Origin of the sequence: Paenibacillus agri, assembly GCF_013359945.1 — a bacterium.
Taxonomy (GTDB): Bacteria; Bacillota; Bacilli; order Paenibacillales; family Paenibacillaceae; genus Paenibacillus_AQ; species Paenibacillus_AQ agri.
Genome location: NZ_JABWCS010000194.1, coordinates 60,073 through 73,842 on the forward strand (window position 1 = coordinate 60,073; position 13,770 = coordinate 73,842).

The following is a 13,770-nucleotide window of genomic DNA, read 5'->3' on the forward strand; positions in this document are numbered from 1 at the left end:
CTGAGACAAGCTTTGAAAGAGAACGGACTCACATTCTGGATTATTCTTGCGGACGTTATTTCCCTTCACTACACCTCCTCTTTAGGCGTATCAGGATTTTCTTACAAAATAGGTGATTTATCAGTTACAGCATACCTTTTCCCACTATTAGACTCCATGTGACGATCATAAACAAAACAGGGAATTCCAAAAGAAACGGGACGAGTGCTACTCTAGTTCCGCATCACTCCAGGAATGCTTGGGACGCCAATCAAGCACCTTCTGTGCCAGACTGTTACTGACGATAGCTTCTCTATTGTGGAAAGGCAACCGCAGATCATTCACACCGGGGTAAAAGGTCTCCAGCAGCTTTTGCGTCTTCCATTCACTTAACGTATCGTTGCCGGTAATGTTCAGGTGTATGGCTCCCGCATAATCCGTATGAAGAGCTGCCAGACTAGCATCTACCGCATCTCTGATATCGATATAGCTCCACAAAATTTGCTTGAAGGTCTCAGGCTTGGCCGTAGCCATATGCCGATACTCTCCTGGACCAACAATCATCGAGTACCGCAATGAGATTACTTGCATCCCGGTTCTCCGGTGGAACATCTCAGCGGTCAGTTCGTTGACAACCTTGGAGAGCCCATAACACTCCTGCGGTTGCTGAGGATGCCCCTCATCCACCGGGAAATAATCCGGCGAGAACGGCTGTGGCGCCCAAGCAAATCCATACGACGATTCGCTGGAACCCATCACCACCTTTTGAATACCTAATAAAGAAGCTGCCTCCAGCACATGGTACCCGGCTAACGTATTATTGGCGAAAATATAGGTATGAGGAAAATGGATCGGCGCAGGAATCGCAGCCAAATGGATGACGGCATCAACTCCGGCAAGTGCCCCCACTACCTGTCCAAAATCATTGAGATCCACCTTGATTTGCCTGCAGTGAATCCGGTCTGACAAGTGATTGTCCAGCGATACAACGTCGTAGCCTTGCTGCTGCAGCTTGCTGATGACCTGTGATCCAAGCTTGCCGCCTCCGCCTGTAACCGCAATGGTTTTCATTTCTTCCAACCCTCCTTTTACTGTTTTTGATATGTGAGGTCATTCACTGTACTGTGCTCTGCTGTGTAATTTGTTGTACTTGGTTATGGACGCACCAATGTTCCGTCAGCCTTGCGGTCCAGTGGATACGGACGGTGATATCGGCTCACATTCCATGAATCTCCCAGCAGCCCCTGCGCTTTCACTTCATCCAGATCAAGGCCCAGTCCAGGTTTATTGGATGGATACAGATATCCGCCTTCTCTGATAATGTGTCCCGGGAAAGCCTCCAGTTCGTGATCTTTGAAATGGTTGACCTCTTGAATACCGAAGTTCCAAAGTGCCATATCCAGGTGGACTGCAGCCGCCTGGTTAACGGGATCATTCTCTCCGCCTTCCTGCCAGGCCGTGCGGACACCATAGGCCTCACCAAGTGCAGCAATCTTGCGGCAGGCACTAATTCCACCAGCCTTGGATACTCTCACTCGGATAAAATCAATCAGCTTTTCCTGAATCAGTCCGGTCCATTCCTGCGGATTCACGAACAACTCTCCCACCGCCTGCGGCGTCGCACTCTGCTGGCGCAGTTGCCGATACCAACCGATCTGTTCCGGTGGAAGGGCATCTTCCAGGAAGAACAATCCATAGGGCTCCAGCCGCTTCGACAACTGAATGGCATGAATCGGAGACAGATGTTCATGTACATCATGCGTGTATTGAATCCCTGTGCCGAATTCCACACGCAGCTTCTCGAACATGTCCGGGATGGTATTCAGATACGTATGCTCATCAAATACAGGACCACTGCTCCAGGACTGGCGTGGCAGCTTCGCTTCCTTGCCGCTGACAAAGCCCCCGCCACCGTAACCGCCCATTTGAACACGAATCACCGTATAGCCTTCTTCTATAAAACGCTGGACATCCTCCTTAAGCTCGTTGATATCCGCACCTCCAGCATGTCCGTAGCATGGTACTGCCGACCGGCAGGCTCCACCGAGCAGCTGATAGACCGGGAGGTTTGCTTCCTTGCCCTTGATATCCCACAAGGCCATATCAATTCCGCCTATAGCGGTATTGAGGATTGCCCCGTTTCTCCAGTACCCGCTCATATGCATCAGATGCCACAAGTCTTCTATATTGGAAGCCTCCCGCCCAATAAGCAGCGGACCTAACAATTGCTCAATAACTTGCACCACTGCCTCAGGATTATAGAGATCAGAGGCGGAGCCCAGTCCATATAGACCGTCCTGATCCGTGGATACCTTCACAATCGTCCAACTTCCATCATGCCTGGTGCGGATGCATTCGATACGTGTAATTTTTGCCATCAGATCACCATCCCTCTTTTGTGTCGTGTCTATTTTAATGCAATCTTCCGCACATCCAAACAGGGCATTATTAAACTTTCCATCCCATTTCTATCCTTCTCCTGTAACCACCCCTCTGGCTTTACCTGGGAATTTGTTGTATGTTAAAATTCAAAGTAAATAGATCACTCTTTAAGCAATTACCAAAACTAATACTCAGGGGAGAAGGCGCTATAATGGCAGAGAAAAAAGCAGTACAAGTAACCGGATGGAATTTCGATAACAGTTATGCCGCTCTTCCAGAAATGCTTTTTACCAGACAGCATCCAACCCCTGTACGAGACCCTAAATTGGCCATTGTGAACCATGCGCTGGCCTCATCCTTAGGCTTGAACTCCGAATATCTGGAGAGCAGTGACGGGCTGGCGGAACTCGCCGGTAATGAGGTGCCTGAAGGTTCCTCACCGCTAGCACAAGCATACGCCGGACATCAATTCGGACGTTTCAACATGCTGGGCGATGGACGGGCACTTCTTCTTGGGGAACAGATTACTCCTTCCGGAGAACGATTTGATATTCAGCTTAAAGGCTCAGGCCAGACTCCCTACTCCCGCGCAGGAGACGGGCGGGCCGCACTCGGACCGATGCTACGTGAATATATCATCAGTGAAGCCATGTACGCACTTGGCATTCCGACGACAAGAAGCTTAGCGGTTGTAGCGACCGGCCAGAATATCACCCGTGAAACCGAGCTGCCAGGTGCTGTTCTGACCCGGATTGCAGCCAGCTACCTGCGAGTAGGTACCTTTCAATATGTTGCAAAATGGGGCACGATCGAAGATCTCCGCACATTAGCTGACTATACCTTGCATAGACACTACCCTGAAGCGGAAAAGGAAGGGAACCGTTATCTTGCTCTGCTGCAGGGTATCATTCAACGACAAGCTTCATTAATTGCGCAATGGCAGCTTGTTGGTTTTATCCACGGGGTTATGAACACAGACAACATAGCTCTTAGCGGCGAAACTATTGACTATGGTCCTTGCGCCTTCTTGGATACTTATGATCTCGGCACGGTATTCAGCTCTATCGACACCGGTGGCCGCTATGCTTTTGGCAACCAGCCCAATATTGCCGCATGGGATCTGGCCAGATTTGCGGAAACGCTACTGCCCCTGCTGCATGATGATCCGGAGCAAGCCGTTAAGCTCGGAGAAGAAGCCATTTCCCAGTTCGCTGTACTCTTTGATAAGCATTGGCTTTCCGGTATGAGAGCGAAGCTGGGCTTCTTTAATGAAGAGTCTCAGGATGAGGCGCTGATCGAAGATTTGCTAGGGATGATGCAGAAGCAGGGTGCGGACTACACCAACACCTTCTTGGCATTGACTAACGACAAGCTGGAAGATACCGTCTTATCTGGCACAACGGAGTTTGCGGAATGGGTAGAGCGGTGGAAAGCAAGAAAAAGCAGACAACCGGAATCAGACGCCGCTTCCCAGGAGCTGATGCGAAAGACTAATCCGGCAGTCATTCCCCGCAATCACAGAGTTGAAGAAGCGTTGGAAGCTGCAGTGACGCGCGGTGACTATTCTGTTATGACACAGCTTCTTGAAACCCTTTCTGATCCTTTTGCCCATACGCCCGAGCAAGCCAAGTACTGCAAACCCGCTGATCCATCAGAGCTTCCTTACCGGACATACTGCGGGACCTGATTTTACTTTTTGGGAAATATAGAATAAAACCAGAAGGCCGTCTTTCCTTTCTTAAGGAAACGGCCTTTTTTGTCTATTGAAGCTGATCGTTAGTTTATAGATGCTCAAATTCCAATGCAAATGTTTAGTGGAAAAGATATACTAATTATATTAGGTGAAAATAAAATTCATACAGAAGACCAGGCAATCCAAACAGAAGACTAAGCGTTATTCTGGTTACTATAAATGAATCTCGGATGGAATTATCCCCGGAGTCGGTGGAGCGGGTTAAAGTAGCCCATCTTGGAAGCTGGGGCTTTAGGACGTAAATCTCCCCCTCCCCCTTACCATCTTTCTTAATAGTGAAAAAGGGACCTCCGCCCCCAACTAACGGCATTTTTGTACCTTAATTTCCTTAAATATAGGTAAATGAGGGAAATAGGTGCATTTTTGTATCTTATTTTTGAAAAAGTACGCCGGGAAGAGGCACTATGGAAGATTTAAGGTACAATATTGCACTTAATCTCCACAAATCCTTAACTGCAGAGTATTTAAGGTACAAAAATGTCGTTAATTTCACTTCGAGGATCAATATTAGAAGGAGCAAAGGGCGAAGTTGGAACTGTAGAAGCGAAACTCTCGCCTGAAAGCTTTCCGCGGGAAAGATCGCACCCATCAGCACAGACTGTCACCAACTTTTAATTGCTAGAAACGGTTATAAAGAGGGCCTCTGTCGACGACCGCATTCGGAAGACCCAACATTCCACCGAAGTGACGATCGATCCCTTACCCGTACATTCGTATCTTCAGTTCGTTTTATTTTATATACTATAAAACTTACAACGGAGTGATGCTGTAAATGGAATGCTTAGGCTGTAGAATTGCTAATAATATTGAACCTAACTTAAACATTATCTATGAGAACGAACTTATCACTTGCGTACTCGATATCGCCCCGTTTAATGAAGGGCATACCCTGATCCTTCCTAAAAAGCATTACTTGGATGTCGAAGAAATAGAATCCGCGACTGCATATGCGATCATGGATGCTTCAAAGCGACTTTCTGCAGTCTTAAAAGACTTATTCAAACCTGATGGTATAAGCATTTGTCAAAATGGTGGAAAATTCAACGACCTAGCTCATTACCATATGCACCTCATTCCCAGATACGAAGGTGATGGTTTTTCCTGGAGCGAACCCTTGCACCCGCATGGTGCTGATAAACGACTAGGCCAAACGAGAGAAAAGATTCTAAAGTCATTAAATGAGGAGTGAAGGAGGCAGTTCACTTGGCCCCACCATCCATACGGGCATGGCATGAGAAGATCCGCCACAAAACAAGCCAGCCCCTCAATATCATTATCAGTTCACTGGAGGAAGGCTATCCGGCCCACTGGCACAAGGAGCTTGAGATTGTATACATCCTTGGCGAGGACATGCAGATCGGCATCGGCGGGGATATCTACACACTGCGGACAAGAGACATTCTGCTGATTAACTCCTGCGAGGTGCATCAAAATTACGCCAATCCGAACGGCTGCGCGAAGATCATTCTTCAACTGGATAAGCTGCCGTTTGGAGCTTGGGGCGACCTTATTTTCAACCAGAAAATAATTCAGCCCCATCTCCGCCCTGCCGTCACCGATGAACAATCTAATACGTGGCAGGCAACGCTGCACGGTGAGCTCGAAAGACTAATCCTCGACATTCAGCGGGAATGGGAAGGCCAAATTGACGGCTTCGAACTGGTCATCAATGCCCGAATGCATGATCTGATGGCGCTGCTCCTTCGCCAGGTTCCCCGGGAGATCTACAGCAAAGAGGCACTGACTAAACGCAAAATCCGACTGGAGCAGCTCGACCGGCTGGAAGGCGTACTGAACCATATCGAGAATCATCCAGGAAGCGAAATAACGCTCAAGCAAGCAGCGGATATTTCCGGCTACAGTATCTATCATTTCACCCGGCTATTTAAAGAAGCTACCGGATTCACCTTTGTTGATTATATTAACGCCTTTCGAGCGAACTATGCCGGACAGCTACTGCTGGGTAGCGATATTAGCATTACTGAGGCGGCCTACAGAGCCGGATTCAACAGCATTGAGACCTTCAACCGTGTCTTTAAAAAAGTGAACGGATGCACACCCACCCTCTATCGCAGCAAAATATGACAAGTGATCATCAATCCCTGACAGGTAAAGTCAGGGTCTTTTTTTTATAATTCAAAGAAACAAGACTCAGTCGCAAGGCACTTTAGATTGTACAAGGAGGTAACTTACAGTGAGCATATCCACAGAGCATACAAATGCACCTTACCGAAACCCGGAGCTTCCGGTAGACAAACGGGTGGAAGATTTACTGCAGCGTATGACGTTGAAGGAGAAGGTCCGCCAGTTAGACCAATACTTTGGGGCTTCTTTTATGAGCGCAACACATCCGCAGATGCATACCGTCATGGCCGATGATTCCGAAATCGTCTGGGAGAAGATCGGGGAGTTGATCGGCGAAGATGGTATCGGCTGTCTGCACGACCTTTATGGCACTACCGCAGTCAACAACGCGATCCAAAAATATGCTGTGGAGCAGACCCGGCTCGGTATCCCAATCCTGTTCAGCGAGGAAGCACTACATGGGCTGCTGCGCCCTGGATGTACCGTGTTTCCTCATGCCATCACCATGGCTTCCACATGGAATCCCGAACTAGTAAAACAGCTCGGAACCGAGATTGCCGCCGAGACGCGCAGCCTCGGCATTCACGAGACCTTCGGCCCGGTGCTCGATCTCGCCCGCGAGCCCCGCTGGGGACGTGTGGAAGAAACCTATGGCGAAGACACTTATTTGGCCTCCCGGATGGCAGTCGCCATGATTAAGGGATTGCAAGGAGATGACCTGGCTTCCGGGCGGAATATTGTTGCCGAGCCGAAGCATTTTGCCGTACATGGTATCCCTGAGTCTGGGCTGAACCATTCCCCGGCCTCCATTGGAGCTAACGATATGCATACCTATCATATGCCTGTCTTTGAGGCTGCTTTTGTGGAGGGCGGTGCGATCAATGCTATGTGTTCTTACAACTCCATTGATGGTGTTCCCTGCTCGGCAGATTATAGCTTGCTTACAGAGATTCTGCGCGGAGCATGGAATATGCCCGGCTTCGTAAGATCTGACCTGGGAGCGATTGCCCGCCTTCAGCATGCCCATTACACAGCCAGCACCGAAAAGGAAGCGATTCGCCAAGCGCTGGAAGCCGGAACCGATATGCAATACTACGATTATCCGCATGACGTCTACCAGGAAGCGATTATAGAACTAGTCACCAGCGGAGATATCACCATGGATACTGTGGATACAGCAGCAGGACGAGTGCTCAAAGTGAAGTTTATGCTTGGACTGTTCGAGAACCCTTATACGGATGAGGATCTGAGCAAGACATTGATTCGTCAGGCAGCGCATGGTCGGACATCACTACAGACAGCCCGTGAAGGCATTTGTCTGCTGAAAAATGATCAAGGTCTGCTCCCGCTAAACAAAAATTTGGGCACTATTGCCGTCATTGGTCCTAGCGCCGCTACAGCCAGACTGGGCGACTACACACCGTATATCGAAGGGTTTGAACCGGTAACCGTGCTGGATGGCATTAAAGCGGCTGTGGGTCCAAAGACTCGAGTGCTGTACGCTAAAGGCAGCAGCATCCTGGATGACGAATTGGAGCCTATTCCTCCTGTAAACTTCACCCACAGCTCCGGCGCCAACGGATTGCTGGGCGAATATTTCAATAATCCGGATCTGGAAGGATCTCCTGTCCTGACCCGGACGGATAAGACGATTCATTTCAATTGGGCGATTTCCAAGCCTGATGAAATCGTCCGCAACCATGATTTCTCGGTACGCTGGAGTGGTAATCTCATCCCTCAGCATGATCTTACAGGTTATATTGGTCTTTCCAGTCAGGACAGCATGCGACTGTGGCTGGATGGAGAATTGCTTGTAGATGGCTGGGGTCAGGGACAAAGTGCCCGTCAAAACGTGCCGGTAGCACTGAAGGCTGGACAGGAATATGCGCTGCGTGTGGAATATTGTAAGGATACGAATGGCGTCGAAGTGCTGCTGGGCTGGAATGATGCAGCAGAGTTCATTCAGGAGGCTGCTGTTACAGCTGCACAGGCAGATATCGCCATCGTCGCGCTCGGTGATTCCGAACGGACCTGCGGGGAGGGGATCGACCGTCTCAGCCTGGATCTGCCGGGCACACAGCTTCAGCTTCTGAAGGCGGTGTATGAGACCGGCACACCGGTCATCCTTGTGCTTCAGAACGGCCGCCCAATAACCCTTAGCTGGGAATCGGAGCATATCCCAGCCATTCTGGAAGCCTGGTACCCTGGCGAGAATGGCGGTCATGCGATCGCCGAAGTCCTGTTCGGCGATTATAATCCTGCGGGACGTCTGCCGATCTCATTCCCTAAGACCCTCGGACAGATTCCGGTGTACTACAATCGCAGACGCGGCGGACAAAAGCATTATGTCGGCGGTGACAACCAGCCTCTATATCCTTTTGGCCACGGACTTAGCTACACCACTTTTCAGTATGACAGCCTGCACTTCAGGTCAGCGGCCATCCATCCCGACGAGGATCTCCACGTGACTCTGGATGTGACCAACACTGGAGCCCTGGCGGGAGATGAGGTCGTTCAGCTCTACATTTGTGATGTACACAGCTCTGTCGCCCGGCCCGAGAAGGAACTGAAGCGGTTCCAGCGGATTCACTTACAGCCAGGTGAGCAGCGTACACTATCCTTCACACTGACGCCGAAGGACTTAAGCTTGCTGAATCGAAATCTCGAGTGGATCGTCGAACCCGGCACCTTCCGGGTAATGATCGGCCGCAGCTCTGCCGACATCGCAGTCTCAGGTGAATTTATAGTTGTCTAGCATGTGACTGCCCCCAGTCATAGAAACAGCGGCAGCCATGGACGAGAGAATAAAGTCCATGGCTGCCGCTGTAATATTGAGCTATCGTGTCGCGTTAGTTCAACAGGAACGTGTATGTTTACCACACAGATAGCCTTGTTCTAACATCATTTTCGTCGGTAGTATACTCAACATTCTCATATCCTTTTCTGACTCCATTCAGATATAAATCATTAATGATTTCACCTTTTAAATATGCCTTGAAATTCGCGAAAATTATATAATAAACTCTTGATTTCAAAGTTTTACTGAGGTCTTGCCCATTCATTCGGTATCTCAAATTGGACTCCTCTGTTCATTTGCTCGCTTCCTCCCATAAATTCAAAACGGGCTGCGTTCTCAGCCGTTTAAATATCGTACCCGATAGGATAATGAGAATATCGGAATTTATTGGTATAGCATTTCCCGCCCGCAGTTGAAGCTTTAGACGGCATCACGGAAGGGGAATGACTTTGAAGAAAGGGGAAAGCCTGAGGTTTAATAAAGAGTCAGGTCCTACTCGGTTCATGCAAAATTGGGGTATAGATCGAAGAGAACAAATTGTATTTTGTATTCTCTTTAAATCCTAATTTTTGTGCCATTCGAAATGAAGGCACGTTCTGAGTATCGCAAGTCCAATTCGGTATTACACCTCGATTCAAACAATCCCCAATGAAATTTCTCGCAAGTTGAAAGCCAAAACCCTGACCTCGCGCTGATTTATTCACATGGATGGAGAGCTCTGCCAATCCGCCCCCAATAAATGCAGCATGACACAATCCTATCCCTTGTCCATCTGATGAGAAAGCGACCCATCCAACATCATGCTGTAGATATTTTTCTATACTTCCCCAAAGACCTTCTATCTCTCTACGTAGTGGTTCATACTACTGAAGCATCGCTGCATCCATTCTAAACATGCCTTCGTCATTTCCGACTAGTCCTAGACTTTCGAAAACATGACGGTCAAATTCAAATTGTGTCCTACTAATACAAAAAACCCTATAACCGAATACGCGAAAAATGATTTCATCCCATGATTCGGAGGCGGTTGACCAGAATAATCTAAAGTCATTGGCAGAACCATTTACGAAAAAATGATCTTTCATCGTAGAAATAAATCCTTCGTTAAACGCTTTATTAACAGCATGACCAATCAAACGTCCCCCGATAAAATCGCTGGACATTACAGCGGCACACTGAGGATGATCTTGGTTATCTACATAGACGATTCCATCAATCGTTTCTTCTAAAATTGAGAGTGGAAAGGGCGTAAATACCGATTCCGCCCCAGATAATAATCCCTTAACAACATGATACCGATCTCTTTCAATGCGAATAAAAGACATTTAGGCACTCCTCCGTTATGGTTAAAGTGACGCATACAAGAAGGTTTATTTCGTTTCGAACAGGGGCCGTCTGCGGCAGCCCCAGCACTATAGTTCCCAGTTAGTTGAATGTCGGTACTGTTTTTTGCTGTACGGCTTTTAGTGAATCTTCAGTAGGCTTTCTATTTTTCTTAGCCATTTAAGCTTATAAAAGTAACTTGTTGGTACACCATGATAACCTTCATACATCTTTTTTAAATGCTCTATGCGATTTCTTGGTGAAACTGTTGGTATTAATGCTACGTCATTAATAAAGAACATATCACAGGGCACACATTTCAAGTAATCTTTTGCTACACTTGAATCAAACCAATTCAATTCATTTCCACAGTAAGGGCAAGATATTGCGTACTTATTTTGTAGCCATCTTATTAACGCCATCACTTTCAACCTCAATTCTTGAACTTTCCCGTACTATAAGAACTCGTAAAATGATTAGACTATCCTGGCCTTTAGTTGAGAAAAGTCAGTGCGGTAGACCTTTCGGTATTGAACTATCACGTCAATCGTTCGGAGATAGTTTTACTTATTTCTTCAGGGTTTTTAACATCAATGATTAACTTTGATATTTTAAATTTACCAACATGAAAATTATTCAAGTCAAAATGAAGGGTATCAACCTCATTATTAAAAAAGTAGAGATGATAACCTCCATTGAATCTAAATAATCCATTTCTTATTCCTCCAAAAGAAAAACCATAAAGCTTGAAAGCATTTGGTATGGGTCTACCTGTTGTTATCCCCTTAATCGAAGAGTATGGAATTTGCAACCCGTTGTCTAATTTTAAAAAGGGCGGATTTCCAAGATCGATATTTAAATGGGTTTCCATTAATTGAATGGTACGTTCCATTCGTTTAGTCCTCCATTTCATAACGCTTTAGTATTTTTAGAATATATTTACATATTACACCATAGATAATCTTATTTATAGAATTTATTGAGCTAATTTACCCAAGAACTGAACATGCAAGCGAATATTTCGCCGGTTGCATGATGGAATATTACATTATCCTGCCCTTTAGTTGAATGGCGAAGGATTCTAAAGCTGATCCGTCGCCATTACAAACTAAAAGTAACGTCGATAAAGTTCTCTCCGACGTTCGCCTCGGAGTTGTGCGTAGATTTGAGTGGTCGATGCCTTCTCATGACCAAGCATTCCTTGAATGAAATCCAATGGAGTACCATTATCAAGGAGTTGGCGTGCATAAGTATGTCGAAAGCGATGCGGATACACGTTCATTTGAAGTTCTCCCCGATCTGCAAGCCGTTTTATTGCCCACCTAATCGTAGGTATAGCCATTCGTTTGGTTGGATGCGTATCGGTAACAAATAAGGCTTTGCAGGAATCCGTACGGCTGGACAAGTACTTTTTCAACCATACTTTGCACTCTGTCGTAAAATAAACTTCTCTTTGCTTCGATCCCTTGCGATTAACGATTACTGAACAGTTCTCCCCGTTTATATCTTCGGCATTAATCTTTTCTACCTCCCCAATCCGGCAGCCGGTGCTGTAGAGAAACTCAAGCAGTGCTCTTTCCCAGAGTGACTGACATGAGATTTTTAAGTGTATGACGTCTTCCTCAATCAAAAACTTAGGAATACGCTTATCTATTTTGGGTTCTCTCAATTTTAGAGAAGGATTTGAAGTCAGATAAGTCTTTTCATAAGAAGAGCGAAAAAGTGAACGAACAAAACGAATTCGATGGCCAAGACTGTTTGGCTTCGAATGAACTGCTTGTTTTGCCAAGTATTCCCTCAGTGTGGTTAACGTCACCTCTGTGACATCGAGATTGCCTAGCTCCAGCACTAACATCTTGTGCTGCAAAGCGTATGCTTTTAATGTTTTGGACTGAATCCTTGAATGCGTTTGTCAGCCTCATACAAACTCCACAACTCATTTAAGTTCATAACAAAACCTCCCTTTAGAAACTATTAAATCTAGTTTGCTTCTAAAGAGAGGTTTTAATCGCCTGCTGTATTAAAACTAGTGTTTCCAGTTAGCTTAAAACGTAGAAATTAGAGTATACATCTAAAATATCATTGTTGACCAACAAGTTTCTAGGTTCAATATATAATAAATGGATCAAGCCTTTCATCGGTTTTATTTTTGAAGGTAGCTGCAACAAATTTATCTTTAGCTGATTTCAAATTACTTCTCCCCGTTTTGAGAGAACCCGATCCATTTCATCAAAATGTTCTTTGTTGCTTGAAGCATAGATCAAATCAAAACTATCGTTATTTTTCATCACTGTTATTATGCTATCATCGTAATTCCCATAAAATTCGATGCCAATCCAATGCCGAAAGGAAAAACCTTTATTATTAAAATTTCCACGAATAAAATCCAAGTCGGTTTGTTCAATGGAATAGAACGATTCACAGCCGTATTCAAGAGCGAATACGGTTTGCAAATAGGCCATCGCATGAAAAAAATCGGTCAATGTTTCAAAATCTTTTTTCCATATCTTTTCATCGTAACTCATATAGACAGGGGGATTGGACCTGGATAAATCGTTCTTATGGATTCCCCAAACACAGACACGTTGATTCTCGCAATAAAAAATTAAATATTCGCTATGTTTGAAGTATTGGAGTTGCTCGGGTTTGATCAAACTATCTTGCGTATGATTCAGCCGCTCGTCTTTACCGAGTTCCAAATAATAATCTATAAACACCTGTGGCAATTCACCAAAATTATTTTTAATGGTTTGTATCTCGTCATGACTAAACCCATTTCGTTTCGTAATATGAAACAGCTTTTTAATCATTGTAAAATCAGTCACCCGCATCACACCTTATCCTTATAATACTCCATCGATTAACTTAAGAATATTCCAAGTCGGTCTCCTTAACCATCAAGAGAGCATATTATACACCCATTTTACCATATCTTTACTCCACTATTCTGCCCGTTAGAATTCCTGTAAACGAATAATTTGGAGTTTGAACAAAAACGAGCGCCTCTGTACGATGGGATTATGCAACGGGTCAAAAGCCCTTAAAACCACATCAGGAGGTCGCTCTATCATGAAGTTTAAGGCACAAGATAAGCAAAATCAACCCATAGAAAACATTACCGTTCATCATTTGGTCATTGGCGTAGACATCGCCCAAGAAGTCCACGTGGCCCGCGCGGTCAGCTTTCGTGGGATTGCTTTGGGAACTCCGCTCAAATTCGGTAATCATCGTGAAGGGTTCGATCTGTTCGAACGCTGGATCCAAGATCTACTCAAATCTTACAAACTTAGCAACGTCATCGTTGGTATGGAACCCACTGGCCACTACTGATTTAGCCTGGCACATTGGCTACTCGATCAAGGCATGGAGCCCGTTTTGGTTAATCCTCATCTTGTCAAAAAGAACAAGGAAAACCGAGACAATACACCATCTAAAAGTGACCATAAAGATG

Annotated in this window: 12 protein-coding genes and 1 pseudogene; 5 read left to right on the forward strand and 8 right to left on the reverse strand. The window is 45.9% G+C overall.

All coding sequences use genetic code 11. The features are described from left to right. Positions 1-207: 207 nt before the first annotated feature. Both HPT30_RS05960 and HPT30_RS05965 read right to left on the reverse strand, forming a co-directional pair. Positions 208-1,050 (reverse strand): NAD-dependent epimerase/dehydratase family protein, encoded by an 843-nt coding sequence (locus tag HPT30_RS05960; protein WP_175370519.1) that lies wholly within the window; start codon positions 1,048-1,050, stop codon positions 208-210. Between the two features lie 83 nt (positions 1,051-1,133). Next, positions 1,134-2,357, reverse strand: coding sequence for an enolase C-terminal domain-like protein (locus HPT30_RS05965; RefSeq protein WP_175370520.1), 1,224 nt, complete (start codon positions 2,355-2,357; stop codon positions 1,134-1,136). Between the two features lie 215 nt (positions 2,358-2,572). Between HPT30_RS05965 and HPT30_RS05970 the strand changes: the two genes are divergently transcribed. The 4 genes from HPT30_RS05970 to HPT30_RS05985 all read left to right on the forward strand — a co-directional run bounded on the left by HPT30_RS05970 (position 2,573) and on the right by HPT30_RS05985 (position 8,954). Then, positions 2,573-4,048 carry a protein adenylyltransferase SelO gene (locus tag HPT30_RS05970; protein ID WP_175370521.1) on the forward strand — a complete coding sequence of 492 codons (1,476 nt, stop codon included), beginning with the start codon at positions 2,573-2,575 and terminating at the stop codon, positions 4,046-4,048. 838 nt (positions 4,049-4,886) lie between these two features. Continuing rightward, complete coding sequence (locus HPT30_RS05975) at positions 4,887-5,303, forward strand: HIT family protein (RefSeq protein WP_175370522.1); 417 nt, start codon at positions 4,887-4,889, stop codon at positions 5,301-5,303. Positions 5,304-5,317: 14 nt separating this feature from the next. Beyond that, positions 5,318-6,199, forward strand: coding sequence for an AraC family transcriptional regulator (locus tag HPT30_RS05980; protein ID WP_175370523.1), 882 nt, complete (start codon positions 5,318-5,320; stop codon positions 6,197-6,199). Positions 6,200-6,308: 109 nt separating this feature from the next. After that, positions 6,309-8,954 carry a glycoside hydrolase family 3 protein gene (locus HPT30_RS05985; protein ID WP_312876303.1) on the forward strand — a complete coding sequence of 882 codons (2,646 nt, stop codon included), beginning with the start codon at positions 6,309-6,311 and terminating at the stop codon, positions 8,952-8,954. 118 nt (positions 8,955-9,072) lie between these two features. Here HPT30_RS05985 and HPT30_RS05990 read toward each other — a convergent pair whose 3' ends face one another. From HPT30_RS05990 to HPT30_RS06015, 6 genes are all read right to left on the reverse strand, one after another. Continuing rightward, complete coding sequence (locus tag HPT30_RS05990; RefSeq protein ID WP_175370533.1) at positions 9,073-9,261, reverse strand: DUF2691 family protein; 189 nt, start codon at positions 9,259-9,261, stop codon at positions 9,073-9,075. A gap of 220 nt (positions 9,262-9,481) precedes the next feature. Continuing rightward, entirely contained in the window at positions 9,482-9,838 is a 357-nt protein-coding gene (locus HPT30_RS31320) for a GNAT family N-acetyltransferase (RefSeq protein ID WP_175370534.1), read from the reverse strand. A 21-nt stretch (positions 9,839-9,859) separates the two neighbouring features. Then, positions 9,860-10,321, reverse strand: coding sequence for a GNAT family protein (locus tag HPT30_RS31325; protein WP_175370524.1), 462 nt, complete (start codon positions 10,319-10,321; stop codon positions 9,860-9,862). A gap of 536 nt (positions 10,322-10,857) precedes the next feature. After that, positions 10,858-11,211, reverse strand: coding sequence for a hypothetical protein (locus tag HPT30_RS06005; protein WP_175370525.1), 354 nt, complete (start codon positions 11,209-11,211; stop codon positions 10,858-10,860). Between the two features lie 216 nt (positions 11,212-11,427). Beyond that, positions 11,428-12,174, reverse strand: coding sequence for a tyrosine-type recombinase/integrase (locus tag HPT30_RS06010; protein ID WP_246316948.1), 747 nt, complete (start codon positions 12,172-12,174; stop codon positions 11,428-11,430). A 331-nt stretch (positions 12,175-12,505) separates the two neighbouring features. Beyond that, positions 12,506-13,150, reverse strand: coding sequence for a hypothetical protein (locus HPT30_RS06015; protein WP_175370526.1), 645 nt, complete (start codon positions 13,148-13,150; stop codon positions 12,506-12,508). 238 nt (positions 13,151-13,388) lie between these two features. Between HPT30_RS06015 and HPT30_RS06020 the strand changes: the two are divergent. Beyond that, positions 13,389-13,770: pseudogene (locus tag HPT30_RS06020) on the forward strand (IS110 family transposase); the annotation flags it as partial.

What these genes read in the sequence shown, in the direction of transcription:
- HPT30_RS06010 (WP_246316948.1), bottom strand. Translation starts at nt 12,174, where the DNA reads ATGTTAGTGCTGGAGCTAGGCAATCTCGATGTCACAGAGGTGACGTTA.
- HPT30_RS06015 (WP_175370526.1), bottom strand. Translation starts at nt 13,150, where the DNA reads ATGCGGGTGACTGATTTTACAATGATTAAAAAGCTGTTTCATATTACG.
- HPT30_RS05970 (WP_175370521.1), top strand. Translation starts at nt 2,573, where the DNA reads ATGGCAGAGAAAAAAGCAGTACAAGTAACCGGATGGAATTTCGATAAC.
- HPT30_RS05990 (WP_175370533.1), bottom strand. Translation starts at nt 9,261, where the DNA reads ATGAATGGGCAAGACCTCAGTAAAACTTTGAAATCAAGAGTTTATTAT.
- HPT30_RS06005 (WP_175370525.1), bottom strand. Translation starts at nt 11,211, where the DNA reads ATGGAACGTACCATTCAATTAATGGAAACCCATTTAAATATCGATCTT.
- HPT30_RS05960 (WP_175370519.1), bottom strand. Translation starts at nt 1,050, where the DNA reads ATGAAAACCATTGCGGTTACAGGCGGAGGCGGCAAGCTTGGATCACAG.
- HPT30_RS31325 (WP_175370524.1), bottom strand. Translation starts at nt 10,321, where the DNA reads ATGTCTTTTATTCGCATTGAAAGAGATCGGTATCATGTTGTTAAGGGA.
- HPT30_RS05975 (WP_175370522.1), top strand. Translation starts at nt 4,887, where the DNA reads ATGGAATGCTTAGGCTGTAGAATTGCTAATAATATTGAACCTAACTTA.
- HPT30_RS05965 (WP_175370520.1), bottom strand. Translation starts at nt 2,357, where the DNA reads ATGGCAAAAATTACACGTATCGAATGCATCCGCACCAGGCATGATGGA.